Origin of the sequence: Pseudanabaena sp. PCC 7367 (assembly GCF_000317065.1) — a bacterium.
GTDB classification, from domain to species: Bacteria; Cyanobacteriota; Cyanobacteriia; order Pseudanabaenales; family Pseudanabaenaceae; genus Thalassoporum; species Thalassoporum mexicanum.
On the sequence record NC_019701.1, the window covers coordinates 683,614 to 709,641 of the forward strand.

At 46.4% G+C, this 26,028-nt stretch carries 24 protein-coding genes; 11 read left to right on the forward strand and 13 right to left on the reverse strand.

Translation table 11 applies throughout. The features are described 5' to 3' along the window. Positions 1-285 precede the first annotated feature (285 nt). Entirely contained in the window at positions 286-1,599 is a 1,314-nt protein-coding gene (locus PSE7367_RS02610) for an APC family permease (protein WP_015163809.1), read from the forward strand. Positions 1,600-1,604: 5 nt separating this feature from the next. On the opposite strand, the gene pip is transcribed toward PSE7367_RS02610, so the two are convergent. Continuing rightward, on the reverse strand, positions 1,605-2,555 hold the full coding sequence (pip, locus tag PSE7367_RS02615) for a prolyl aminopeptidase (protein WP_015163810.1): 951 nt from the start codon (positions 2,553-2,555) through the stop codon (positions 1,605-1,607). Between the two features lie 508 nt (positions 2,556-3,063). Here pip and PSE7367_RS02620 point away from each other — a divergent pair. Both PSE7367_RS02620 and PSE7367_RS02625 read left to right on the forward strand, forming a co-directional pair. Continuing rightward, a complete protein-coding gene (locus PSE7367_RS02620) occupies positions 3,064-3,615 on the forward strand; it encodes a Uma2 family endonuclease (RefSeq protein WP_015163811.1) in 552 nt (183 codons plus the stop codon). 13 nt (positions 3,616-3,628) lie between these two features. Next, positions 3,629-4,153 carry a hypothetical protein gene (locus PSE7367_RS02625; RefSeq protein WP_015163812.1) on the forward strand — a complete coding sequence of 175 codons (525 nt, stop codon included), beginning with the start codon at positions 3,629-3,631 and terminating at the stop codon, positions 4,151-4,153. Positions 4,154-4,308: 155 nt separating this feature from the next. Here PSE7367_RS02625 and PSE7367_RS02630 read toward each other — a convergent pair whose 3' ends face one another. Both PSE7367_RS02630 and PSE7367_RS02635 read right to left on the reverse strand, forming a co-directional pair. Next, the gene (locus PSE7367_RS02630) at positions 4,309-6,150 is read right to left on the reverse strand and encodes an ABC transporter ATP-binding protein (protein ID WP_225882676.1); all 1,842 of its coding nucleotides are present in this window, start codon (positions 6,148-6,150) and stop codon (positions 4,309-4,311) included. Positions 6,151-6,527: 377 nt separating this feature from the next. Beyond that, positions 6,528-7,574, reverse strand: coding sequence for a formylglycine-generating enzyme family protein (locus PSE7367_RS02635; RefSeq protein ID WP_015163814.1), 1,047 nt, complete (start codon positions 7,572-7,574; stop codon positions 6,528-6,530). Here PSE7367_RS02635 and PSE7367_RS02640 point away from each other — a divergent pair. Beyond that, positions 7,545-8,408 carry a hypothetical protein gene (locus PSE7367_RS02640; protein ID WP_156800327.1) on the forward strand — a complete coding sequence of 288 codons (864 nt, stop codon included), beginning with the start codon at positions 7,545-7,547 and terminating at the stop codon, positions 8,406-8,408. The two genes, PSE7367_RS02635 and PSE7367_RS02640, sit on opposite strands and share 30 nt — an antisense overlap. Before the next feature lie 42 nt (positions 8,409-8,450). Continuing rightward, positions 8,451-8,996, forward strand: a complete 546-nt coding sequence (locus PSE7367_RS02645; RefSeq protein WP_015163816.1) for a thioredoxin domain-containing protein — start codon at positions 8,451-8,453, stop codon at positions 8,994-8,996. A gap of 42 nt (positions 8,997-9,038) precedes the next feature. Here PSE7367_RS02645 and PSE7367_RS02650 read toward each other — a convergent pair whose 3' ends face one another. Together PSE7367_RS02650 and PSE7367_RS22870 are read right to left on the reverse strand one after the other, a co-directional pair. Beyond that, a complete protein-coding gene (locus PSE7367_RS02650) occupies positions 9,039-10,547 on the reverse strand; it encodes a serine hydrolase (RefSeq protein ID WP_015163817.1) in 1,509 nt (502 codons plus the stop codon). 110 nt (positions 10,548-10,657) lie between these two features. Then, positions 10,658-11,848: an RNA methyltransferase gene (locus PSE7367_RS22870; protein ID WP_051037843.1), complete on the reverse strand. Its 1,191-nt coding sequence runs from the start codon at positions 11,846-11,848 to the stop codon at positions 10,658-10,660. Between the two features lie 232 nt (positions 11,849-12,080). On the opposite strand from PSE7367_RS22870, the gene PSE7367_RS22615 reads away from it, so the two are divergent. After that, the gene (locus PSE7367_RS22615; protein WP_225882677.1) at positions 12,081-12,452 is read left to right on the forward strand and encodes a helix-turn-helix domain-containing protein; all 372 of its coding nucleotides are present in this window, start codon (positions 12,081-12,083) and stop codon (positions 12,450-12,452) included. Then, positions 12,449-12,946 (forward strand): transposase family protein, encoded by a 498-nt coding sequence (locus PSE7367_RS22620; RefSeq protein ID WP_225882678.1) that lies wholly within the window; start codon positions 12,449-12,451, stop codon positions 12,944-12,946. The genes PSE7367_RS22615 and PSE7367_RS22620 overlap by 4 nt, the downstream gene beginning before the upstream one ends. Before the next feature lie 115 nt (positions 12,947-13,061). On the opposite strand, the gene surE is transcribed toward PSE7367_RS22620, so the two are convergent. Continuing rightward, a complete protein-coding gene (surE, locus tag PSE7367_RS02665; RefSeq protein WP_015163819.1) occupies positions 13,062-13,889 on the reverse strand; it encodes a 5'/3'-nucleotidase SurE in 828 nt (275 codons plus the stop codon). 45 nt (positions 13,890-13,934) lie between these two features. Next, positions 13,935-14,147: an NAD(P)H-quinone oxidoreductase subunit O gene (ndhO, locus tag PSE7367_RS02670; RefSeq protein WP_015163820.1), complete on the reverse strand. Its 213-nt coding sequence runs from the start codon at positions 14,145-14,147 to the stop codon at positions 13,935-13,937. Positions 14,148-14,402: 255 nt separating this feature from the next. Between ndhO and PSE7367_RS02675 the strand changes: the two genes are divergently transcribed. Continuing rightward, positions 14,403-14,651, forward strand: coding sequence for a Ycf34 family protein (locus PSE7367_RS02675; protein ID WP_015163821.1), 249 nt, complete (start codon positions 14,403-14,405; stop codon positions 14,649-14,651). Between the two features lie 249 nt (positions 14,652-14,900). On the opposite strand, the gene PSE7367_RS02680 is transcribed toward PSE7367_RS02675, so the two are convergent. Together PSE7367_RS02680 and PSE7367_RS02685 are read right to left on the reverse strand one after the other, a co-directional pair. Next, positions 14,901-16,868 (reverse strand): polysaccharide deacetylase family protein, encoded by a 1,968-nt coding sequence (locus PSE7367_RS02680; RefSeq protein WP_015163822.1) that lies wholly within the window; start codon positions 16,866-16,868, stop codon positions 14,901-14,903. A 317-nt stretch (positions 16,869-17,185) separates the two neighbouring features. After that, complete coding sequence (locus tag PSE7367_RS02685) at positions 17,186-18,016, reverse strand: YdcF family protein (protein ID WP_015163823.1); 831 nt, start codon at positions 18,014-18,016, stop codon at positions 17,186-17,188. A gap of 61 nt (positions 18,017-18,077) precedes the next feature. On the opposite strand from PSE7367_RS02685, the gene PSE7367_RS02690 reads away from it, so the two are divergent. Both PSE7367_RS02690 and PSE7367_RS02695 read left to right on the forward strand, forming a co-directional pair. Beyond that, the gene (locus PSE7367_RS02690) at positions 18,078-18,452 is read left to right on the forward strand and encodes a DUF2283 domain-containing protein (RefSeq protein WP_015163824.1); all 375 of its coding nucleotides are present in this window, start codon (positions 18,078-18,080) and stop codon (positions 18,450-18,452) included. A 366-nt stretch (positions 18,453-18,818) separates the two neighbouring features. Further along, entirely contained in the window at positions 18,819-20,516 is a 1,698-nt protein-coding gene (locus PSE7367_RS02695; protein WP_015163825.1) for a DMT family transporter, read from the forward strand. 63 nt (positions 20,517-20,579) lie between these two features. Here the strand turns inward: PSE7367_RS02695 and PSE7367_RS21470 are convergent. After that, a protein-coding gene (locus PSE7367_RS21470; protein ID WP_156800328.1) for an IS1 family transposase occupies positions 20,580-21,301 on the reverse strand; the annotation gives its coding sequence in 2 pieces (ribosomal slippage) (positions 20,580-20,995 and positions 20,995-21,301; 723 coding nt in all). Between the two features lie 171 nt (positions 21,302-21,472). On the opposite strand from PSE7367_RS21470, the gene PSE7367_RS02710 reads away from it, so the two are divergent. Further along, positions 21,473-22,174, forward strand: coding sequence for a calcium-binding protein (locus tag PSE7367_RS02710; RefSeq protein ID WP_015163826.1), 702 nt, complete (start codon positions 21,473-21,475; stop codon positions 22,172-22,174). Positions 22,175-22,394: 220 nt separating this feature from the next. Here the strand turns inward: PSE7367_RS02710 and PSE7367_RS02715 are convergent, their stop codons facing one another. From PSE7367_RS02715 to cobQ, 3 genes are all read right to left on the reverse strand, one after another. Continuing rightward, on the reverse strand, positions 22,395-23,840 hold the full coding sequence (locus tag PSE7367_RS02715) for a dihydrolipoyl dehydrogenase family protein (RefSeq protein ID WP_015163827.1): 1,446 nt from the start codon (positions 23,838-23,840) through the stop codon (positions 22,395-22,397). 52 nt (positions 23,841-23,892) lie between these two features. Beyond that, the gene (locus PSE7367_RS02720; protein ID WP_015163828.1) at positions 23,893-24,105 is read right to left on the reverse strand and encodes an Hfq-related RNA-binding protein; all 213 of its coding nucleotides are present in this window, start codon (positions 24,103-24,105) and stop codon (positions 23,893-23,895) included. 216 nt (positions 24,106-24,321) lie between these two features. Next, positions 24,322-25,806 (reverse strand): cobyric acid synthase CobQ, encoded by a 1,485-nt coding sequence (cobQ, locus tag PSE7367_RS02725; RefSeq protein ID WP_041698307.1) that lies wholly within the window; start codon positions 25,804-25,806, stop codon positions 24,322-24,324. Positions 25,807-26,028: the final 222 nt, after the last annotated feature.

Genomic DNA, 26,028 nt, shown 5'->3' on the forward strand with positions numbered 1-26,028 from the left:
TTAAACGAATGTTAATCGCAATGCAAAAATTGCTTGGTTCAAAAAAGCTCGCTCTATAATTCTTCTCTGGCAAGCATCATACTATTGCATTCATGCAAGTTATGTTGATGCTTCCCGATGAGATGTCTTAGCTGAGACATTCACCTAAATCGCCTTACATTATGCGCTCTGAATCTAATGTATATTTCGAGATAACCTTGCTGCGACATCTTGTTGATTTGTAAGCTGGCTAAGGCAGAGAATTACGACTAGTTATTTAGAATTACGAAACCTTTCGAGGTAAATATGGCAAGCGATCATACCCCACAGCAGCTCAAACGCGAGCTAGGAATCTGGGGGGCGGTGCTGATGGGCTTGGGCTCGATCGTGGGCACCGGGGTATTTGTGAGTGTGGGAATTGCCGCAAATATTGCTGGCCCAGCGGTGATCCTGGCGATCGCAATTGGCGCGATCGTGGCTACTTGCAATGGCCTTAGCAGTGCCCAGTTGGCAGCCAACCATGCGGTCAGTGGTGGCACCTATGAATATGGCTATCGCTATTTATCGCCAAGGTTAGGGTTCATTGCTGGATGGTTGTTTTTGTTGGCCAAGTCTGCCTCTGCCGCCACCGCAGCATTGGGATTTGCAGGCTATTTACTCGGTGCCTTTGGGATTGAAGGAATTGCAGAGCAAAGATATTTAATTCCCACCGCGATCGCTGCCGTAGTTCTATTTACAGTTCTGGTGCTGAGTGGCATCAAGCGGTCTAATGTGGCGAATATTGCGATCGTTTCGATTACGCTCCTCACCCTAGCTTTTTTTATTACATTTGGGATTGGTAATCTAGCTGAACTGGGAACTAGCAATCTGGTTCCTTTTTTTAAAAGTAAAGATAAATCTACTTTTGCAAACGTCCTTCATGCCAGTGCATTGATGTTTGTGGCCTATACTGGCTATGGCCGGATTGCCACCCTGGGCGAAGAGGTAAAAGAACCACGTCGCACCATTCCCAGAGCCATGATTACAGCAATGATCGTGATCGCTTTGCTCTACATCTGCGTGGGATTGGTGAGCGTTGGCTTGGGGGTTGGCAATTTACCAGAAACAACCACCCAGGCCGCCCCCTTGGAAGCGATCGCCCAGAATTTTAATTTTGCTGGCAGTGCTCAAATTATGGCCGTGGGGGCAATTACGGCAATGCTAGGCGTTTTGCTCAATCTGATCCTGGGTCTATCGCGCGTGTTGCTGGCCATGGGTCGTCGCCAGGATATGCCGATTTGGTTCGCCTGGTTGAATCGTGCTAATACCACCCCCTATGTGGCCGTGACCACCGTGGGCATAGCGATCGCCCTGTTGGTGTTGATCGGCAATGTCAGAACTACCTGGTCGTTCAGTGCCTTTAATGTGTTGATTTACTATGCGATCACTAATTTAGCCTCGCTGCAACTGAACAATAATGAACGCCTCTATCCTCGCTGGATCTCGATCGTGGGCTTGGCTTCTTGCCTGTTTCTGGCCTTTTGGGTGGAATGGCAGATCTGGCTGGTGGGGCTAGGCATCATTGCGATCGGCTTAGGTTGGCATACGCTGGCATTGCGTCTTAAACAGAACAGCGCGTAAGCAAGCTAAGGATTCGCCGCAAAGCGATCGGTAGCTTCGATCAGGGCATCCCGAATCCCAGGCTCCGTGACCGAATGACCCGCATCGGGAATAATCATTAACTCCGCCTCCGGCCAAACCTGGTGCAACTCCCAGGCACTAATCATCGGGCAGACCACATCATACCGACCCTGCACAATCACGCTGGGAATGTGGCGAATCTTGTCTACGTTTCGCAAAAGCTGATCTTCGCCGTCTAAAAAACCCTTATTCATAAAATAGTGGCATTCAATCCGTGCAAATGCCGTAGCAAAGCTATCCCCTGCCGCCGCTGCGATCGCGTCTTGATGGGGGAATAATTTGCTAGTGCTGGCCTCCCACACCGACCAGGCTCTTGCCGCTTCCAGTTGCACCGCTTTATCCTCACTGGTTAGGCGCTTATAATAGGCCGAAATCAAATCATGCCTTTCCTCTGGTGGGATTGGTTTGAGGTATGCCTGCCAGGCATCGGGGAAAATATTACTAGTTCCTTCCTGATAAAACCATTGCAGTTCCTTTTGGCGCAGCATAAAAATGCCACGTAAGATAATCTCGGTACAGCGATCGGCATAGGTTTGACTGTATGCCAGCGCCAGCGTGCTACCCCAACTACCACCAAAAACCGCCCACCGATCGATGCCCAAAAATTCGCGCAGCTTCTCAATGTCACTCACCAAATTCCAGGTGGTGTTCTCCACCAAAGAGGCATGGGGTGTACTTTTGCCACAACCGCGCTGATCGAATAGCACAATCCGCCAGCGATCGGGATCAAAATAACGCCGATAGATCGGTTGAATACCACCACCAGGCCCACCATGCAAAAACACCACGGCCTTACCTTCTGGGTTGCCAACCTGTTCGTAGTAGATGCTGTGCAGGTCGGAAACACGCAGATGATCGCGGTGGTAGGGTTCGATCGGCGGATAGAGTGGTTTCATAGATTTGGGCGATCGCGATCGCTAATTATTGAATCTAATTAGAATTTGGATGAATAAAATCGCAACATAATGATCAAAAAGTATTTCAATCCGTATGCTGACAAAACGGTTGCAGGTGATTTAATTAAAGGCTTGTGAGGTAAGCTTAATCAGAATTTGTTAGTGTTTCTTAATATTGCTCGCCCCACGGCTCTAGCAATCTCCATCTGATCGATTGATGCCCAGGTAGAGTATCTATGGGATGGGATTCTGCCTTTGTTTTTTGCAGCCATATACTGCCGAAGTAAAAATGCGACAATCAATATTTGGATAGGTTATATAGTGCATCTTCCATAGACTTATTTTGCATGAATACCTGAGCGATCAAAGCAGCTAGATTACTACTTGCCCAAAATCTCGATTGAAATAGCAGTAGAGAGCATGAGTTTAGAAATATTTTGGTTTAACGCCTTATAATACGATCGGCGATCGTTACTCAGGTAATTTTGCTAAACCAGTGATTAAGTAAATGGTTGCAACCAATCCTAGCTCTAATCTGAAGGCCACCTCGATCAGTCTCGATGATTGGTTATTATGTCCGATCGAGCAAACCGAGTGGGTAGATGGGCAACTGGTCACCAAGGATCATATGACTCTCAGGCATGGTCGAATTCAGGCCAGGTTGGCTTATTTGTTGAAAACTCATTTGGTCACAAATCAGATTGGTGGCGAAGTCTATACTGATGTGCCTTGCCGAACGGGCGATCGCGGTCGTAGACCCGATGTGGCTTACCTGACCCCCGAATTATTAAGCCAGCTTGGGGAGGTAGATGTTTTGTCTCAAAGTTTTCCACTAGTGGTAGAAATTGTCTCACCCACCGATCGCGCTGAAGATGTTTTTGCCAAGGCTACTGAATATTTAAATACGGGCAGTAGTGAGGTATGGCTGGTGCTACCACAAAGCGAGCTAGTGATTATTGCTACGATGCAAGAACAAGTTATTTGCGATCGCCAGGGAATTGTTAACAGCCCGATCGTCTTACCAGGTTTTAGCGTTTCTGTAGCTGAATTAATCGCCTAGATAATGAAAATTAATGCCAGAATCATTCATCCCAATTATTAATCCAACTCCGCCCAGTTATGGAGCCCAGCGCCTTGATGCTGAAAGCTCTTACTATTGCCCAATTTGTAGACGCGGCACGATCGCGCCGATGATCATGATGGAGGCGTTTGCCTGTAATCTGTGTCAGCATATTTTCGAGCCAGATTTAAAAACCCAAACCCTCAAAACCGCAGACAGTTTTCCGCCCCTGGTGTGGCGCTGGAATGGCCGGATTTGGCAGGGAGCGCACCGAGAGGGCATTGAGCTAGGTTGGGGTACGTTGGTGGCGGCGATCGCTATTTTAGTGATCCCCACATTGCTAGTCGGTTCTTCGGTTTATATTTATGCACCGCGCCCCGGTGTGCCGTTGTGGTGGTTTCCCTATGTCTGGACATTGTTGGTATTTATCTGCCATGCGTATTTTTTGCTCAGGGTAGCGATCGATTATTATCAATTTCCAGTCTGGCTCTATTTGCGATCGTGGGGGCAGAGTTTTACAAGCCTGTGGCAGCGTTAGCCCCTAAAAATTGAGCTTAAAATATTTCAGACGATGTTTAGTAACGGCATGATTAAATATCTTGAGTTTTGAGCTTTGGTCAAGCCTGGTTCAGAAATATCTTTGATATTGGTAATATCTATATTTCTAGCCCTAATTTCGACAATGCCAAATTTTTAAACATTGAGATCGACCTGATAGCTAGCCGCTTGCAAATTAAACATTTGCGCATATAAACCATCAAGCTGGATTAGCTGATCATGGCTCCCCGTTTCGACAATGCGACCAGCTTCGAGTACCACAATCCGATCGGCCATGCGTACGGTCGAAAAGCGATGACTGACCAGAAAGGTCATCTTATCCTGGGTCAGTTGGCGGAAACGCTGAAACAGATCATGCTCAGCGATCGCATCAACGGCAGCGGTTGGCTCATCTAAAATTAATACCTGCGCCTGGGACATAAATGCTCTGGCCAGACCAATTTTTTGCCATTGCCCACCGGAAAGCTCTACACCACCAGTGAAAATTTTGCCCAGAATGGTTTGATAGCCATGATCTAGTCCGTCTACCACTTGCGCTGCACCGGCATTTGAGGCGGCTTGATGAATCCGGTTTGTGTTCTTTTGCAAATTTACTGACTGCTCAGAATCAGAGCGATCGGCTGACTCAACTTGCTGAATTTGCTTGTAGCTGTGCAGATCACCAAAACCGATATTATCCTCCACGCTGAGGGCATAGCGGGCAAAGTCCTGGAACAAAACGCCAATTTTGCTGCGTAGTTCGGTTAGATCAAGATCTTGGATCGGAATGCGATCGAAGCTAATTTTGCCCCTATCCACATCATAAAAACGGGTGATTAATTTCAAAAGCGTGGTTTTACCAGAACCATTCACACCCACCAGGGCAATGCATTCACCAGGGCTAACTTGTAAGTTGATATGGTGCAAAGTCGGTTCACTTGCGCCGGGATAGGTGAAGCTGACATCTTCTAGCCGCAGGCCAGATTTGAGCGGTTGTGGGAAAGGTTTGGCTTGTGCCTGGCTGATTACTTTTGGCTTCAAGCTCAAAAATTCAAAATACTGCGACACATAGAGGTTATATTCATAGACCGCCGCAATATCAGTCAAAATGCCTTCTACAGTGCCCTGAGCCCGCTGGAATGCCCCAGTGTACATGGTTAAATCTCCCAGGGTAATCAAGCGTTGCACCGCCTGCCACAACACTAACCCATAGGCTCCATAAAAACCCACATTGGCCAATACACCGATCGCAAAACCCGATAGACTCCGCTTGGCTGCTAGATCGCGGGATTCCTGGTTAAAGCGATCGCGGATTTCTTCATACTGATCCAGCATGTGATCGCCAAGGTTAAACAGCCGTACCTCTTTGACATAGGTAGCCGAAGTGAGAATATCACCAAAATAGTCAGCCAGTCGCTTTGATTGGGTTTGATGGCGCAGCATCCAGAAGCGTTTGCCGGAATATTTGACCCCCTGCCAGAACGCCGGGGCAGTAGTCACTAATAGCAGTAACAAAATCAACGGATTGAACCTGAGTAAGAGGGCAACCAGGCCGATCGCACCGCCAATCTTACCCACCAGTTGAGTGATTGTATTCAGCACCCGCATTGGATAGAAGCTACCGCTTTCCTGGGCGCGATTGAGGATGTCGTGGAACTCAGAAGACTCGTAGTGAGCCAAGTCCAGGGCAGTAGCTTTTTTGAGCAAAACGCTGTTGGCATGGAGCGAAAACTTATCGCTGAGTACCCGCGAGACATAGAAATTGCCATGATTGAAGGCATCTTGCAACATGGAAATACCCAATGCCAAACCCACTAGCCCCAACAAGGGCATTAGGGTGGGATCGCTGGTGTTAATGATATCTACGACTCGATCGACAATTAGCTTGCTGACATAGAGATTGGCGACCGGCAGGGTGGAGTTGGCGATCGCCATAATTAAATTGAGTACCAACCAACCTGGAGCCGCTGTCCAAACTAGTTTGAATAGCTTGGGCATATTCCCCATCAGGGATTTTAGGCTGGTATGTTTATTTTTTTTCGGGCTTTTCTTGTTGTTGTTTTGTCTGCTCTTTGAAGAAGAGGATTGAGCAGATTTTTTTGTTTTGCTGGCTCTGCCAGGTTTAGGTTTTTTACCATGATTAAAAGTCATATTGCTATTAAAGCACGCCCCAATAACTTTTGATATTAGTCATGGTCATTACTGAAATGCTCTCGATTGCTGAGTCTCTCCCCATCCAGTTAAGCAAAACTCGGTTCGAGGCAAACGATTACGATCGAAACAATAGAGATCCCAGCATATCTTCAGCAATAATCAGGTAAGGAATTGCTAAGATCTATCGAACTCAGATTTATCCGATCTGAGGACTTGATATTCTAATCTTGCTTTGCCAATCGCACCAATCGGAACCCAAACAAAATATGCCGCGAATCGATCGGCCTGGTGTGCTGGTATGCGCTACGGCAAAAACCCGGTAGATCGTCCCAGGAACAGCCCTTCATCACCGATCGGGTTGACTTACCTTCCCGCTCTTGCAAGGTAGAAGTATATTCAAACACATTCCCAGCCATATCCTTGGCTCCATACGCACTGCGATCGAGCAGGAACTTTCCCACCATATTGGTATGGCCAGCCCGATCGCCCCAATTGGTGGCATCATCGCGCCATTCATTGCCCCAGGGGAAATACTGCCCATCAGTGCCCCTGGCGGCCTTTTCCCATTCCAGCACCGTCGGCAATCGATAGGTGTAATTATCTTGCTGCGATCGCCACTGGGCATAAGTAATCGCGTCATCATAGGAAACCAGCACCACCGGATGATTTGCTTCACCCTCTGGGAAATCTTGACCTTGCCACAGAAAGCGCTTTACATCGGCATAGGGATGCACCAGAAAGCCTTGATCTTGATATTCAGCTTCAGTGATCCCTGGCGATCGATGATCGTTAGCCTCAATAAATTCTTGATATTCAACATTAGTGACTAAATTTCGGGCGATGCAGAAGCTATCAAGAGTTTGCGTCTGGCGATCGCTTTCCCGCTCAAACCAGCGATCTTCCTTGAGTCTTGCTTCAGCAGCGGCAACTTTGGCCGGATCGTTTTTATCATTTACGGCCGCTTCCGCCGAAATGCGATAGCCATAGTCCCGTTCCTGGCGATCGCTACCGCTAATAAATTCACCGGCGGGAACATAGGAAAATTGTTCGTCGGCTTCGCAACTTTCTTGATCTATGTTTGCTGATTTAGCAGATGTAGTTACTTCTGCGCTGAAATCTAGCTCTGAAGATTGATTGATCGATATGTTGGCATTGCAAGAGCAAAGCAAAAGAGTTGCCCATAAAAATAATTTAATGGGTATAATTGCAAAAGAATTGTGGAGGATTGCAAGAAATTTTTGATCAAAGTCTTGCTTAATAAAATTCAAAATGTAGTTAAATTTGTAATTAATTTAAATCCATTCAATAAGAAGAAGAACATGCAAAATATATCTCTAGAATTTGAGTCTAGCTTAGACGAATTAGTGGCTTTAGCTCTCTCCATGGCAGCGATCGAGATGCTGGGATACAAGGGAATTCAAAAGCAAATAGCGGATTATCCTGAGTCTAGCCTCCATATCGGTGTTGGAGATCCAAATGATCCTGGAGTTGTCGAAAATTCATCCAGAATGATGTTTGTCAATATTTTAGCAAGTTATACAAATCGCACGGTTAACGTTGAGGAGCTTATTCACTCTCAAATGATTCAACTATGGTTAGAATTTCTAGATCAGATTTTCTATGAGATATTACAGCTACAAGCATCTGGCAATGCAACAATAAAAGCAAATGAGCTAAAAATCGATATTAAAAAGCTAGATTTATCGCAACTCGGCACTAATTCTTTTAACAACACCTTACTTGATAAAGCTTTAAGAGATTTTCAATTTTTACAGTATGGTAGCAAGATTCAAACTATTAAGAAGATGGTAGGAGCTAATGGAATAGATGAAGAAAAATTAGTTTCTGCTAAAAAGCATGTCTTATGTCGTAATCTGCTTCAACATCATAAGGGGGTTCTCAGGCAAGAAGATATAAATGGACCTGGATATGGACTAGGACGAAATTTCTCAATGATTGGCATTGATAAAAAACCTCAAGTTATAGGTGTCGGACAGAGAATTAATATTACGTATTGGGAAATTGAGCAAATTAGAGATGACTTCGTAGTATTGGCAAAGGAAATTGTCAGTTGTGCAACTCAACCACCTCATGATTCATAATTAGAGTGTATTTACAATTTCCCCAAATCAGTAGTAATGATTATGGATTCCCAACCAAGCCAACCCGCCGCCAAGACCAGAAACTTAATTATTGCGATCGCCGCAATTATCCTCGCTGCTGCGCTGTTTTTTGGCATCAAACTAGACAGTCAGGGCAATTCCCTTGGTGCATTGGCCAAAACTGCCACCTCCTATGAAGTGGCGATCGCTAGCGATAAACCCACCATGATTGAATTCTATGCCGATTGGTGTGCCAGTTGTCAGGCGATGGCAAAGGATAACCTAGCCCTGGAGCGGGAGTATGGCGATCGGGTGAATTTCGTGATGCTCAACGTGGATAATAACAAGTGGCTACCGGAGTTAGAGCAATATAACGTGGATGGGATTCCGGAGTTTGTGTTTCTAGATGGGGCAAAAAACACCCAGGGGACAGCGATCGGCACCGTGCCCAAGCAAATTATGGCCGAGAACCTGGAAGCGTTAATTGCTGGCAATGACTTACCCCATGCCCAGTTAGTTGATGGCAATGCTTCGCAGTTTAATGCCCCCAAACCAGCGGACAATACTGCACCCCGCGATCACGGTTAGTTATTAATTATTGGCTTATTGGCTACTAGTTCTTATTGGCTACTAGTTATTGGGAATTGCGATCGAATTTCCCGGCACCAAATTAGCGGGCACTTGTAATTGAAAGCCATCATCAAAGCCATTTTCAGTGGTTGGTGTAGTTGAATCCGTTGGCGCTGAGGGCGATTGATTGGGATCTTGCCCTTCAGTCGAGTCGATCGCCTCAGCAGGATCTGGGACTACGGGTGCAGGGGGAGGCGTAGTGGCTTTAAAATGCTGATAAGTGGCATCAGAAACCTGGCGGATTAGATCATTGGCGCGCTGATCGTTGTCCGGGCGTTGCACCAATGCCGCCATAATATAGCGTCTACCATTGGGCATATCAATAATTCCTGCATCCCCCACCACAGAAGCAATGTCACCGGTTTTGTGGGCGATCCTGGCTTCGGGGCCAATCCCCTGGGGCAAGAGGGTATCAGTCAGGGTACGGCGGGTAATATCCATGAAGCGATCGCGGCTGCGGGGTGCGATTAACTTGCCTTGGTCAACCATTGCCAATAAATTCACCAGATCCTGGGGACTAGTAGTGTTAGTGCCTTCTAGGTCGGGAAGCGGATTGCGAATTACGGTGGCATTAAGCCCCCAACTGGCGAACCGCTCATTAACAGCCCCAGCCCCACCCAGCCGTTTAATCACCATATTTGTAGCGGTGTTATCACTGATTGTAATCATGAGGGTGATCGTTTCTAGGGCTGAAACGGTTGTGCCTGGTTCGGTATATTGCAGTTCACCGGCATGGCCAACCCGCACATCCTCGCTTATTTCAAGTTGCTCATCCAGGCGAATCTTGCCAGCATCTACATCCTGCAAGAAGGCTACTAACAAAGGTAGTTTGATCGTGCTAGCCGCTGCGATCGGCACATCAGCATTAATATTTACATAACTTTCAGTATCAATATTTACCAGCAGGGCTTGCAGGCCTAGATCGGGCTCTGCCGCCGTCAACTGATTAATTTGTGCTTTTAATTCGGTTGCTTCTGTTCCCAGGGTTGCACCGATGAATTGCCGTTGGTTTTCCACCTGTTCCGTTGGATCACCTGCCAATTGACCATTATTGCCAGCCGAGTAGCTATTCCAAAATGATATTAGAGTACCAACGATCACACTAATGCCAATTCCAGCCACGGCCAGCTTAAAAAGTTGCAGCAGCACAATCCGAATAATTACTTCGGGGCCGGTGGGCTGTTTGAAGTTACGGCCAGCTCTGCCATTGATCGCCCTGGGCGCAGATTTAGATGTAGCGGTTCTGCTGGGGCGAGCGCGATTGGCTTTGCTTACTTTGCCAGAATTTTTGGCCACTGCTTTAATACTGCCGGATTTATCACTATTATTACTACCCTTCGATCGCACCGTAGTCACCGGGCGCAGGGGTGTGACTGAACCACTACTCGCACCGTTTAAGCTGGTAGGTTCTTGACTAGGGCTAGATTGGATAATCTTTTTACGGCGATCGCGCAATCTTTTCAATCGTTCCTCGCGCCGCCTGCGGGTATTGTCTTGGGACAGAAACATTCTATGCTCCACGATTTACACTACACTCCTCAAAACAGTTGGGAAAGTTAATCTCTGGTGGTTGGGAAAATTCACCCTGAAGGCTGGGCTAGGTATTCAGGTATGGATATTCAGGTATCACGATCGCCATGCTTTGCCGCCCAGGCAATTTGCGATAGCATTCCCCGGAGCATAGTTACCTCTGATTCTGTCAGGGCTGCTTTATTAAATATGCGTCTTAGTTTCTTCATGCGACTAAAGGCGGTGTGAGGATATAAAAAACCGATTTCTAATAATACTGTTTCCAGGTGCTGGTAGTATGCTTCGATCGCATCTATGCTTGCAGAATCTAGCAAATCTTTGTCATTTTGACTAGTGTTTTGTCCAAACTTACTGGCATTATGCTCTTCCCGATCGAGGTGATTAGGGTTTGTTAGGTTAGGAGCATGGCGATTAGCTTGATCGAGGCGATCGACATTTTGATCAATATTTTGATCAATGTTGACATCCTGGCCGATCTCAGTGATTGCATTACTTTGCTCACTTGAATCAAGCTGCAAATTGGCATTGGTCTTAGGCGATCGGCTTTGATTTTTCAGTGATAATGGTTTTCGCCTGCTGATGTCGGCAATTGGTGCAGCAGGTTGGTAATCAGAATTGGTTATCGCACTATTGCCTTGCTGATTGTTATTTCTATCGGTGGTTGGCTCTGGTATGTCTGAGTCCCGTACTAATATTTGTATTGCTAATAATTTGAGCTGATAGCAGCAAATACCCACCGCTTGCGCCAGATTCAGCGAAGGATAGGTTGCACTGGTGGGGATGGTCAGAATGGCTTGGCAGTAGGCGATCTCCCGATTGCTCAGGCCGCGATCTTCGGGGCCAAATACGATCGCACTGCTAGAAACAGCCGCTAACCACTCTATCCCAGTGATCACATCCTTAGCTTCAGCAAGCATTTGATCAGTAAAATCAATCCGACCAACCGTAGCGATCGCCCGTTGGCAGCCCGCCAAGGCTTCTGGCAGGCTCGTTACCACCTGAGCGGTATCCAGAATATCTTTAGCATGGACGGCCATATGCTGGGCATCCTCACTGTGGCGATCGGCATGGGGATTTACCAGATATAGCTGGCTTAGCCCCATATTTTTCATTACCCGCGCCACCGATCCCAAATTCAACTCACCGGCAGGCTCCACCAGAACAATCCGCACGTCTAGGTTTAAATCATTTAAATCATTTAAATCATTTAGATCATTTAGATCATTATTTAGAGCACTGTGGCGATCGCCACTTGAATCCTTGTGCAAATCATTAGTCAAATTATTTTTTATGTTATCAACCAATTTCTTGACTGGAGCGATTTTAGATCTGGTTAAACCGCAAACATGCGATCGAAATCTTAGCTAACCAATATTTTTGCAAAATCTCAACATCAGGGTCTAAAAAGCTAGTAGACCTGTTGGGAAATAAGGGATAATAAACAAAATCAAGAGATTACTATCAATGTTGAACTTAGAGCAAATCCTAAAGCAAGACCACCTTTTGCGGGCAATGACAGGACTGAATCGTCAAGCCTTTGAATCGCTCTTGCCCAATTTTACTCAAGCTTATCAAGATAGCCAGAACAAGCCAGAGAAACGTCGTAAACGAGCACCTGGCGGTGGACGCAAAGCCACATTACAGACGATAGAGTCCAAGCTATTTTACAGTTTGTTCTACTGTAAATGCTACCCCACGTTTGATTTGGCAAGTGTGTTGTTCAACTTTGATCGTTCCCAAGCCCACGAATGGGTACATCGTTTAGTGCCAATCTTAGAAACCGGATTAGGATACCGCATGGTTTTGCCAGAGCGAAAACTGCATAGTATGGATGAATTTGTGAAACGCTTTCCAGAGGTGAAGCGGGTCATGATAGACGGGTGATCATAGATGGTACAGAGCGACCGGTACAACGCCCCAAGGATCAAGCCCAACAGCAGGCAAACTATTCGGGTAAGAAACGTCGGCATACACGCAAGCACATAGGTGCAGTAGATGAGCACAAGCGGATCTTGGTTTTAACTCAAGCCCGAGAGGGTAAAGTGCATGACAAACGACTTTTGGATGAAGAAGACCTAGTTGCAGCAATTCCAGATGAGATACCAATTGACGTAGATTTAGGTTTCTTAGGTTTACACAAGGAGTATGTCAACATACGCATCCCGCATAGAAAGCCGAGAGGAGGTAGTTTGAGTCCGGCTCAAAAGGATGAGAACTTAGCCCTGTCTCGAGAGCGAGTGCTCTGTGAAAATGCCTTTGCTGGCGTGAAGCGCTACAATTCTGTTGCAGCAGTTTATAGAAATCGTGTGACTGATTTTGATGACCGTCTGATGTTGGTTGCTTCAGGGCTATGGAACTTCTATTTAGAGGCAGCTTAAAAGCAAGACTGTCCCCAAAGAAAAGATAAGCCAATTGTTTGACCTGAAAATTTATTTCCCAACAACTCTAATAATCGATATCTAATATCTATTGATTAATGATTAATCTATTGCTCTAGAGGCGGATTTTGGTGATCGCCACATTCCCCGAAAAACACACGTCAATGTCACAGGCAGGGGTACGATCGCGGTTTTCATAGACCCCCACATTGGTCACATATTCAGTGATCCGATCGTGCTGATCATGCTGGTCAAAGTTAACTTTGAACTCAATTGGCAAAGGGCGATTGTCAGAATTACAATAAACCAGCTCTGGCTCTGGTGAACCGGGCATTGGGTGGGGTAAATTTACATTCCAAAATGTGCCGGGCTCAAAATCTTTTTGCAAAAGCTGATCCAAAACTCTGCGTGTCAAATTGGCAGCACCTGGCCAATCAAATTCGCGTCCTTTGTGGCGATAGTGGGATAGGGCGATCGCTGGAATCCCCAACATGGTCGCTTCGCGGACAGCGGCCACCGTACCAGAAATATAATTATCGATGCCCAAATTGCCACCGGCATTAATACCAGACAACACTAATTTGATCGGAATAGAGCCAGAGCCATCAGCGCTTTTCGCCAAGTGACCATAGGCCACCCGCACACAATCGGCTGGTGTGCCACTGATCGCAAACTCTGTGTCTGAGCGACGCTCAATCCCGATCGGGTGGTAGGTGGTTACCTGATGGCCACAACCGGAATACTGGCGATCGGGAGCTACTAAAACAACCTCCGGAGTTTTTATACCCTCAGCATAATTAGCATCTGGCGATTTGAGATTAGAGGCAGGGCGATCGGCGCGATCGGTTAACAAGCTGGGCGGTAAATCTAAGCTTGTCGCCACTTCATACAGCACCCTAATTCCAGGTGCATCGATCCCATCATCATTAGTAAGAACCAGCATTTAAACTATAACCACCAAATATTTACTGGTATTTATGAATATCTATTAAGCTTCTTCGACTTGATCAAGCCGTAACCATACTGGTGGAGTGGGTACCTGGCCAAACTTAATTTGCACATAATCACCGCGTACATCTAGCACCTCGCCCTTGGTCTCAAAAATATAACTAGACCAGCGGGTATCATTGGCTTGCGCTTCCACACTATTATCTAGCTTCTCACGCACCGCCTTAACCATTGCCCCTTTTTTGAGTTCCATAACTGTATTTATTTAGCCTGATTTCTAATTTATTGGCACTATTGCGAACAAGTCCGCATCACCATACCGATTAAACTATATCAACATTCGATCGGCAATTACCTGCTTTTAGGAAGAGAATTGTTAGTATATGTTTGTGAGCTAAGTTTACTAATTCGATCGATTGAATTTGCTGGCTTGCAAATGATTTCAAATATCAAATACCTGATAAACCACACATCATGCCGTTGCGTTCGGGCAAAGCCCCTAAAGCTTATGTGTATCTGCGTTAATTGCCATTATGTCGATCGCTGTTCCACTTACAATGCGGTTGAGCATCAACACCAGCAACCCCATCTGACTGAAAATCCTAATTTTGAACCAGACTCACCCACGATCAATGTCAACATTCGCACCGAGGATGATGGCATCCAGATGGAATGGGATGTGGTTGGTTGTGCCAGTTTTGTAGAAGAAGCCGGAAAATGGGCTAAGCTCCGCCCCGGTGAACTAGTCCCCACTTGAGTCTATTGTCTCTTTAGATTGTATGTCCTGAGCTTGATGCGCTAACCATCAGGCACGTATTATCTACTGCTAATTTTTTTTGCGTTGCACATTAGCGGGCTGATTAAACGATCAAGCCAGCGGTCAAACTGATATCGGACAACTGATATCGGACAACTGATATCGGACATATGACATATGTTTAATATTTATGTTGATATTGGCTGCATTTTTATCCCTGGATTAGGCAGTGCTTTTTGGGGATAATTGTTAGCGATCGCTTTGCCGAGCTGGTCGATTTGACTTAGATCTCGAAGCTACGTCAAACGTGGCAGGACAGGAATGTTCCGAGCTATCTTCTACATTTACTTCGCTCACCTGTGGCACTTCCGGTGGCAGCAACGCCACAATATGGGGCACGGGGCGTGGTTCATAGGCCATCACTGATTTACCACGATAGGCCAGCGCTGCACTGGCACCAGAATCAAGCATGACTACTTCCTGCATGCCAATTTCGGCCAGGATTTCACCCAAACCAACCGAGTCGATCATCTCCATCGACACACCAATCATCGGTCTACCGGTGCGATCGATTCCCCAGAAGGCACGATCGCGGTAGGCATCAAACCCAAACAAATCGCCAAAACTTTCCGCCGGTTGGGGTTCACCATCCCGCACTAGCCAACCTGCCCCCACAAAGGCATCGGTCACACCGGGTAGCTCTGCTTCGACCGCTGACAGGCTGGTATGTTCGTCGGGATCATAGGGCACAAATTTAATTGTGTCGGGGCTGATTAACACTAAAGGACGGCCGCGCAGCAAAGGATTCTCGCCGCGATTGCCCGGTAGAAATCGACCCGCCAGATTGGAGTTTTGGCTCAAAATTGGCCCGATCATGGTGTTGCTATCTAAATATTCCAACGAGAAGAAGGTGCCATCCACCGCCGCGATCGCATCGGTATCCTCCATGATTTCCTCGACCGCATAGCGCGAATCCGCATGGACAGTGATGGGCTTACCCCCAAATACCAGCGTCAGCGGCAAATTATCCACTGTTACCAGGCGTTTTTCCACCGGCTGGCTATAGTCAACGGGCAAGGGCACCGCCACATTGGGCACAATTTCCTTATCCCCCGCATAGGGGCCACCATCGGCATAGGCTAGCACCTCATACAGGCGCGATTGGCCATAGCGCATCACCGTTAGTAAATCCTGAGACTCGTTAGCTACAGTTTCCAGATAGGGATCAAGGCTCATGGTCAGGGCGGCCTCATAGCCTGCCGCTGCCACCAACTCAGTTACCCGTTCGGTATAAGTGCCTTCGGGGTAAGTAAAGTAGCGAATTTTAACGCCTAGGTTTTCTTCCAGGATTTGCTTGGATTCGGCTAACTCCTGGCGGATTTCTGAATCGGTTAGCTCCGAGAAATTGCGGTGACTGGCGGAATGGGAAGCGATCGTAACCAGGCCGCTATCCACCATCTCCTGTAGTTGATCCCAATCGCTTTTGGGTTTACCCGGTAGCTTGCCCACAAAATCTGTATGCACCGAAAATAGCGCCGGATAGCCATATTCCTGCAACAGTGGGAAGGCATGTTCATATTGCCCTAGATAGTTATCATCAAAGGTCAATACGATCGGCTTGGCGGGAAGCGATACCCCGGTTTGCAGATGGTTATAGAGTTCATCCATGCTGATCGGGGTCAGTCCCTCATCTTCGATCGCCTGGAATTGAGCCTCTAGCTCATCCGGTAGCACATCATAAAAAACATCTTTTTCAGCGGTGATGTCGTGATACATGATAATTGGCACCGCTGCCGATCGGGCGCGATCGCTGATTTGCGGCCAGGGTGAAGGGTTGAGCCGAGCGAATAGATCGGGGCTGAGGTTGGTGCTGAGGTTGGCCACCGTTGGCAATGGGTTGTCGGCGACTTTGCCCAATCGGCCTACTTGCTTGAGCGAAACCGAGATCGAAGCCAGGGCATCGGGTTCACAGGTGTAGCGATCGCGGTTCACGGATGGATTAGTGCTTGGAATCGATCGATCGTTGTTATTACTGCGATCCTCAGATTCACGGCTTTCTCGGTTAGTTTCTTGGTTAGTGGCATCACTCACCACTTGGTTGCGCTCGATCCTGGCACCATTTCCGCTTAAAGCTATTAGTGCCGCTGCTGTGCCCGCACCCAGGCCAACCCCGCCTAAAAATAGCCCCACTAAAATCGTCAACGTCGATCTACTCATCGCACCTCACCCTATTTCTGATTGCTCTTGACTCAAACTCTTGCGAAAATTATTTAACTATCAGGCGAGAGCAACCCTCGCTGCCAATGTTTTTGGTATTAATTCATAAATAATTCTAAGTAATTAGTTGGGAATATCAAGTCTGGTTAAATATACTGCATAAAATTGCCACCGCTTTTTAGATCCAAGTATTGCGATCGTGGTCAGGCTCGCAGCTTTGATGTAAACATTTAAACCAGGCCAGAAATTACTTAGCCAATTGGTTTACCCAAACTAGCGCCTATTTAAGCAAACTAATCAAGTTCCGACAAGCTCTATTATGCCCAACCTTTAAGTTGATAGATGAGCATACCAATATATTCCTTGATCGCATCGGTGGTATGGTCGAGCACTTCGGCACTGGGTAACAGGTCGATCAACCCGCCCGCCCAGTTTTTATTGCTATTACCAGCCACGATCGCAAAGTCAGTGGGGGCAGCGATCGGCGTAAATCCTACTTTCTTAAACACCGCCATTGACCTGGGCATATGCAGGGCAGAGGTAACTAAAAGAATATTAGTAATCTGGCGCGGTTCCAGGATTTTGGCCACGTTGATCGCATTTTCGCGTGTATTAAATGATTCACTCTCTTGAATGATGCTGGTTGCCGGTACGCCTAGTGCAGTGGCGATCGCTGCCATATCCGCTGATTCCGGATTGCCACCATCTCCCAGCCAATCAGCTCTACCACCAGTGACCACTAACAACGGTGCTTTATTCATTTGCCACAACTTGGCTCCATACAAAATCCGATCGCCCGCTTCAGCCACCTCCGCCGTGGGGCGAGGGAAAACATGGGGACGGGTGCCACCACCAAGCACCACGATCGCATCGGCATTGGGTAAATTGGTAATTATTTGCTCTCCGGAGCGTGATGCTGAGGTCTGGTCTACATATTGCCACTCCAGCGATCGCACTAAATTACTGGCAAAACTATAGCTACTGCCCAGGCCAATAATCACGATCGCCAACGAGATCGAGGCGATCGACACCCGCCGCCAAATTTTACGTTTTAGAAACATCCCCACCAACGCAAGGATTAACAACAAAAGCACCAATCCCAGCGGATAGACAAACAGGGGTAGAATTTTGGTGATTGCAAACGCCATAGGTACTAGATGTTCGACAATATGAGCTAGCAAGACAGCAAGTTAAGTTGGAGTAATTACTATGAACATGACTTACGATGATCAAGTTGATGCAATGTATTTGCAAATTAAAGACGCAGAAATTGCGAGGTCTGAGGCGATCGAGACAGATATCGTATGTGATTATGATGCCGCGAATAATGTTTTAGGGATTGAATTATTGTGGGTATCTTGCAACTTTAATAATGCTTTCTCGACTATTCAACGCATCGAATTTGCTGATTCAAACCAAAAGAAAGCATGCTTGTACTATTTGCTAGAACATGTAGACGTTAGCAGATCAGATGATCCTACTCTTTCAACTAGGATCGATGCAGCAAAGAAACTATTTAGGAACAACAATCTGGTGATTGAAGATACTAAAGATAGGCTTGAAGGCATTTTTAAAAAGAGTTAATCTTTTAAAATGGCCAACTTTTAATATAGGGGATGATGTTTTAGTCAAATTGGTCAAAACTACACATCAGCTTATATCCAGGCCATAAAAAACATATAGGGGACATAGCTCGGTTCAAGTTAAGTTGAATTTAGGCTGAACTAAGGTATATTGCACTATGATCGAAGAAGGATTTAGCCTAATCCGATCGCCAAAACTGTAAATTCCCACGCTCACCGCCTGATTAATCAACTTTAGTCGAGTTAATTGCGGCATAGTCTGGCTGTTTCTGTAATCCTGAGTAAATCTAGCTATTGCTAACTATTTGGTCAGGTTTATTCAAGCGCAAAATGCGATCGCCAAGCCAAGAGGTAGTTGCCCCCGCCCATGAACGACCCCAACCTCTCCCCCAATTCCTATCAGAAAACCATGTCTGGCATTGCCAAAGACCTGCAAACTTTGCGGGTAAATCTTTTGAGCAGGCTCAGTCGTGAAGTATTGGCGCTCCAATCACAAAAACAATCCCTTACTGCAGAAATTGAACAGCTCAAGGCCGAGCGTAAAGAACTAGAAGTCCAAATTGTGGCGCAACAGGGGGTATCGCAACAGGAAATCCAGCGCCAACAATGGATCGAACAATTAGCCAGGGCGATCGCCATTCACCTGCGCGCAGACGTAGACGGGCACAATTCCAAACTGGTCAAGAATCATGCCCAGAGCTTCGATCGCCAATTAATCAGTCTTGATAGCGCTCTCCATGCGGCTTTTCATAGCCTCCAAAAAGATGTAAATAGCTATAGCCGCGATCTGAATGAGCAAATGCTGCGCATGTTCAGCCAGAAGCAGCGGGGTGAGGCTTTACTCGAAGCATTGGTGGAAAGACTCGATCGCCAATTGCGCCAAACTTCCGATCTAGCCCCCGACCAAAATGCCACTAATGGCACAGGAGCCCTGAATGGAGATCCAATTAATCCAATTAGTCGTAGCGATCGTAGGGTAAATGGTGCAGTTAATGGCGATCGCTTGAGTGCCAAGGCCAATGATGTTACCACCTACGTGCCTTCCCCCCCGCCCGCCAAGAAAACCGAACCAAAGGTTTTAAACAACTGGTGGCGCGGTCTGATTTTAGTATTATTGGCATCCCTGAGCCTGTCGCTACAAAATGTGTTGGTGCGGGTAATCTTTGTGCCTTCGCAAGTGATTGGTATAGCTGAGGAAGTGGGTGGGTTGGTCTCACCTGGGATCGGCAGCTCATTTTTGCTCTTAATGATGCGGATGATTTTTGCGATGCCGCTGATGTGGTTGGTGGCAACCAAACTGTTTAAGGTGAATGTGGCGAGTGATCTCAACGGCTTGATCGCCAATACCAAGAAGGGGTTGTCGATCCGGGTTTTGCTCAGTGCCGTACTCCAATTTGTTTCGTTTGCGCTGATGTTCACTGCCTTTAGCTATGGCATGAAGCCAGCGGTGGTAGTCACAATTTTCTTCCTGTTTCCAGTATTCACTTCGCTGATGTCGTGGTTTTTCTTTGGCGATCGAATCCCGCTCAAACGTGGGCTGATTATTGTGCTGATTGTCTCTGGTATTTTGTTAACCCAGGACTTTTTTAGTGCCATGTCGGCGGGGGCAAATATTAATTGGGTTTCCTTTGCCTGTGCAGTGACGGCAGCGGTCACCTTTGCTGGCTACATCATTACTTCGGCGGCCTGCTTTAAACAAATCAATCCGGTTTCCTTTACGGCGATCAATTTCATTATTGTGTTGCTGCTCTCGATACTTTGCGTCATGGTTTCGGTCCCATTCCAGCTTGATTTAATTGGCTTCTTGATGATGCCCAGCCTGTGGGGGATGTGCTTCCTGGTGGCTCTCACCACGATGGGTGGTTATTTGTTTACTAACTTTGGCACCAAACTAATGGGGGCGGCTCCGGCTTCGTTGGTTAGCTCCAGTGGCCCTGTATTCACTACGATCCTGGCCTGGTTGCTGATCAGCGATCAACTCAGTCGAGTGCAGGTTGGAGGGGTGTTTATTGTGACGCTGGGGGTATTGATGTTGAGTTTGCAGAATTTGACTAAGAAACGTTAGATTTCCTGTACATCGCCAGATATCGATAGATTCTAAGTCTGCTTAGTAAATTATTTGGTAGTGCTATACAAGTAAGGATGAGTTGTAATGATGCACAAATAACCAGATAGCGCCAACATGGTTAGCTAACTTTTTCGAGAAAGAAAGAGATTTGCGAACCAGTCTTGAAGCTCTTTGCCTAAGAGTGCAATTAAATCGCTCAATTCTATTAGTCAAGCCTGAACCTTTGTCCACTGGTTGATGACGCATACTCGGAACTACCTGAGCATAGGCACGCCAGAAATCAGTGTAACAAACAGCACATTGTCGATAAACGGGTGGTAAAGACTGCCATAATCCTTGAGCACCAACCTCATCTCTAGAACCGATATACACTCCTACGATCTCCTTAGTATCAACATCTATAGCTAACCAAACCCAAACCTTGACTCGTTTCTTGCCTACAAAAGACCACAGCTCATCCATTTGAATGGTTAAGTGCCCTTTTTTTTAGCCTGTACCTGCACTTGTTGGGGCACTTGAGCATATTTGTGATTAACATATTGCTGTAGCCATCTTGGTGATACACCTACAACTCTGGCAATACCTGCGAGTGAAACCCTCTCTAGCAGAAGTTTGTCGATTTGAGCTTTAGTCTCATTAGCGATATATTTCTTCTTAGAATTGGCTACAAATTGTCTATTGCATTGTTTACATTTGAAGTTTTGTTTACCGTTGTGAATTTTGCCATTTTTGACAATTTTGAGTGAATTGCATCTTGGACAAGTTAGCTTAGATGTATCCATGAGAGAGAATTTTTGTATCTTCTATCCCATTATCCTTACTTCTGCATGACTACCAATTATTTAAATAGTTGGAATGATTGCCCGATCGACCTAGCCCAGCCAGGCGTAACGCTTTCACTTGGGAAAAATTATAATAAAAGAGTGGGATGCGATCCGATCGAGGGGAAAACAATGGCGATATTTTTTGATTTGACCAATTTTAATGATGTACGCGGGTTCATTCCCACTGAGCTGTGGGGATTTAATCAGGGCGTGCGTGGTCTAGGCGGTGATGACTTTATTCGTGGCTCTAGTGATCCGGAAATTTTTAATGGTAATAGGGGCCGTGACACCTTAAGAGGTAACTTTGGTGAGGATACGCTCTATGGCGGTAGGGATAATGACCTGATTGATGGCGAGGGCAACAACGATCGGGTAGATGGCGGCTTTGGCGATGATACGGTACGCGGTGGCGACAACGAAGACCTGGTATTTGGCAATGATGGCAATGACGATGTGTTTGGCGACAATGGCGACGACACCTTAATTGGTGGCTTTGGCGTTGATAATCTCACCGGTGGGGAAGGGCGCGATTTATTTGTATTTAGCGACGACGACACTGTGTTTGATATTTTTGATGCCGATGCGGTGTTTGACTTCAGCCGGGGTCAGGGCGATCTGATTGGTATAAACGACGATGCCTTTGGCGGGCGCGGTGTGATCCTCGACGATCGCTTCGACTATTCCGACATCTTTGGCGGCGGCATGTCCGTTGATACGGTGATCGAAGAAGATTTCTCCGGCCGCATTTTGGGCGTAGTAATCGACACTGACATTGGCGATCTACGCGATCGGATCGTATCAGTGCCCAATGACCTGTTTGGCTTTGCCTAAATCTCCTGGAAGCCTAAAGCTCGTAGTTGTTAGTAGTAGTCCACCACAATGAATTTGACGGTTAAAAAGATAGCCGATCGATAACTTCGTTAAATTGCTAGCCATCAAAATTAAACTGGCTGGCAAATAGAGCTAGAGCAACACCATCTCAGTGAAAAATAATCGTTAAGATTACCAAGATCTGGCGAGCCCAAGTAGAGCAAATTTTGCTCCAGTCAACTTAATGCAAACTCTTAGCCGTAGATTTCATCTTGTGTTCTGGCATATGCTCTGCCGCTAGATATATCCCTACCTGGCGGCCTGCTTCCCTGGCGGTTTGGCCAACAATGCCCACGTAGGTGGGGTAGGCGATCTCCAGTTCTGCCAATTGTTCCACCCGCAACCCCGAACTCATCCCCGCCGCCACCAAATTAACCGTTTCCACTGCCCGCTCACCCACCACATGAGCTCCAATAATCTTGCGGGTATCCACATCAACAATCAGCTTGCAAAAACCAGCGGTGCGATTGTCAATTACCGCTCTGACAAAATCCGAGAACCAGATAATCCCTACCACATACTCGCAACCATCGCCGATCTCATGCTCGCGCAGCCCCACGCTGGCATATTCAGGATCGGTAAAACTCCCCAGCGGCGCGATCTTATGCTTGTATTTACGTTTGTTGCCCAAAATCGCATTTTCTGCCGCCAATCGTCCTTCATGGGTCGCACCGGAAACCACCATCATCAAACCAGTGATATCGCCAGCGGCATAAATATTCGGGTTGCTGGTTTGCAAATAATCATTAACCTCAATGTAGCCGCGCTTGGTGGTATTTACGCCCACGGCGGCCAGGTTTAGCTGGGCAGTGTTACCCGGCCAGCCAGCGGCCATGATCAAAGCATCACAGGCCAGGGATTGCTCTTCGCCGTTAATGTCATAGAAAAACTCAAAGCTACCATCGGCTTGCTTTTCTAAGCGCTTAATTCCACCATAGCCATAGACAATATTAATGCCGCGATTGGTAAACTCTGCCGCGACTACCTGCGAGACCAACTCGTCTTCAGTGCGCAAAATCCGCTGCGATCGATCAAATAAATGCACTTCCGCGCCAAACGCCGACAACACCGAGGCTACCTGGCAACCGGTTGCTCCTGTCCCAGTTACCACGACCCGCTTAGGTAAGTTGGATTGTGCCCAAATGTCACTATGGGTCAAGGCATATTCACTGCCGGGGAAATTGAGGCGGCGACCATGTCCTCCGGCACAAATAATAAATTTCTGGGACTGAATCTGCCTGCCATCGCCCAGCACCAGGGTACGTTCATCCTTAAAACTGCTACCACTAGCATGTTCAAATACATCCACATCCACACTGGCTAGCTGACCCGGTAAATCTTTTTTGGCATGGATCGTATCGACCACATCTCTGACTCTGGCCAACACCTTGGCAAAGTCAACCTGGGGGCGATCGCCACCGCAAATGCCATATAGCTCAAACTGCTCCGACTCGCGTGCCAATCTAGCCGCATGGGCAAGGGCTCGTACCGGTACACAGCCATCATTGGTACTAATTCCACCCAATCGCCACCTTTCCACCAGGGCGGTTTTGGCGCCTAGCTCACCTGCCTTAAGCGCTGCTTCAATGCCGGCGGGGCCACCACCAATGACTACAATGTCGTACATATTTTCTGCTTAACTATCTAAACTAAATTATGCCAAACCTTAACCACGGGATCTAACATTTCACGAAAGCGATCGCATGGTGCCAGATGATCGTATCGGGCGATTCACCCGGTTCCCCTACGCATAGACATTGAGTATCAACCCACTTCACTTTGCCCTTAATTTCATCGCCGGTGAGCAATTTAACTTCTATTTCCTGTTTTTCCTTGATGCTGTTGTGGAGGCGGCGGATCGTGGGGCTGGTGATATCAAGTTGGGCAGTCATAATTTTTTAGAAGTAGCTTAAAGAATGATCGACTAATTAACTATAGCGCTAGATGCAAGTTGCGTTAACTTGATCATCTTGATCATATTGAGACTAAAAGTGATATTAACCTGAGTTAGACAAATTTTGGTTAGGCAAATTTGAATCATCCCCAACTAATTGATCCTGACTAATTGTTACTGACGATCGAGATGAGACGATTGCGGTTACTTTTACCTAAAAGCCCAATCGCCCCAGATCAACATGCTCAGCGATCGCTTTGGCCAAATCATCTAATAGTTGATCGCGTTGCTCATTATAATCAGGAACTTCGATTGTGAGAGGCGGTAAATTCTTCTTTTCGCGCAACAAATTAAGCCACGATCGCCGCCATTTGCCATTATCAAAAATGCCATGCAAATAAGTAGCCCACACCTGCCGATCGCTGGTCACAAAACCCAAATTTGGATCAGCAAACCAAGGCATAACTTGTTCATTTTCTAATGGCGAAAAATTAGACTTTCCCTGATGAATTTCATAGCCAGTAATTGGCAAATTAGGTGGGGCTAAATTTGTGGTTGTGCTGCGTTGTTGTGCAGTTTTGATTGGTGTAATTACTGTTTCGATCGGCAATAAATTCAAACCGATTGCACTGTTTAAATCTCCTTCTAGGCATTCTGGATCAACAATTGATTTGCCGAGCATTTGTAAGCCGCCACAAATTCCCATAATCACGCCACCATTGTTTACAAATTGGCGCAATTGATCGATCATTCCCGTCGATCGCAATACCTCCAAATCAGCGATCGTAGTTTTAGAACCAGGCAGAATCACTGCATCCGGTTGACCCAAAGATTGCCCCGGCAAAATGTATTTTAAATCGATCGATGGCTCTGCTAAAAGTGGATCGAAATCAGTAAAGTTAGAGATTCTGGGCAATCTAATTACGACAATTTGTAGCTCCGCAGGATTCAGGCGCGATCGTCGTTCAAATAAGCTAGCAGAATCTTCCGCCGGAAAAGCAATATCTAAATAAGGAATTACACCAAGTACCGAAATTCCGGTGTATTTTTCTAGCCATTCGACCCCGGAATCTAATAGCGATCGTTGGCCCCTAAACTTATTAATAATTATGCCTTTAATTAAGGCTCTTTCTTCTGGCGGTAAAAGCTGTAAAGTACCAACTACATGGGCAAAAGCCCCCCCTAAATCTATATTAACCACCAGAATAGTTTGGGCTTTTAAATGCAGAGCAACCCGCATATTAGTTAAATCTCGATGCCTTAAATTAACTTCCGCTGGACTACCTGCGCCCTCACAAACTACTACTTCAAAATCAGCTGCTAACTTAGCAAGTGAAGCTTGGATACATTGCCACCCAGAATCAAAATAGTTCCGGTAATAATTGGCTGCTTTAGTAATACCAACTGGCTTACCTAAGTGAATTACTTGCGAGGTCATGTCCCCTTGTGGTTTTAGTAGAATAGGATTCATAGCCACAGTTGGTTTTACCTGTGCTGCCCATGCCTGTACTGCTTGGGCATATCCTATTTCGCCAGAGCCATTTAAATTGTTTTCCACCACATAGGAATTAAGCGCCATATTCTGCCCTTTAAAGGGGGTTACGTTGTATCCCTTTTGCTTGAGTAGCCGACAAAAAGCCGCGCATAATAAAGATTTACCAGCATTAGATGCTGTGCCCACCACCATTATCGATCGCATATTTAGTTGAATTTATTTTTGAGATCATCTATTTACTTACATTACTTCAAACTCTAATTGAGCTAGTTTAATTGTTACCTCTAGTTATAAAAAACAAGTTAGATATTTAAGCTTATTACTGGCTAAATAACTATCTAAAGATAAGCCTTAAATTGCTTTTACCTAGCTTGAATTATTAATCAATAAATGGACAATCAATGTATTGTTTGAAACTGCTATGTA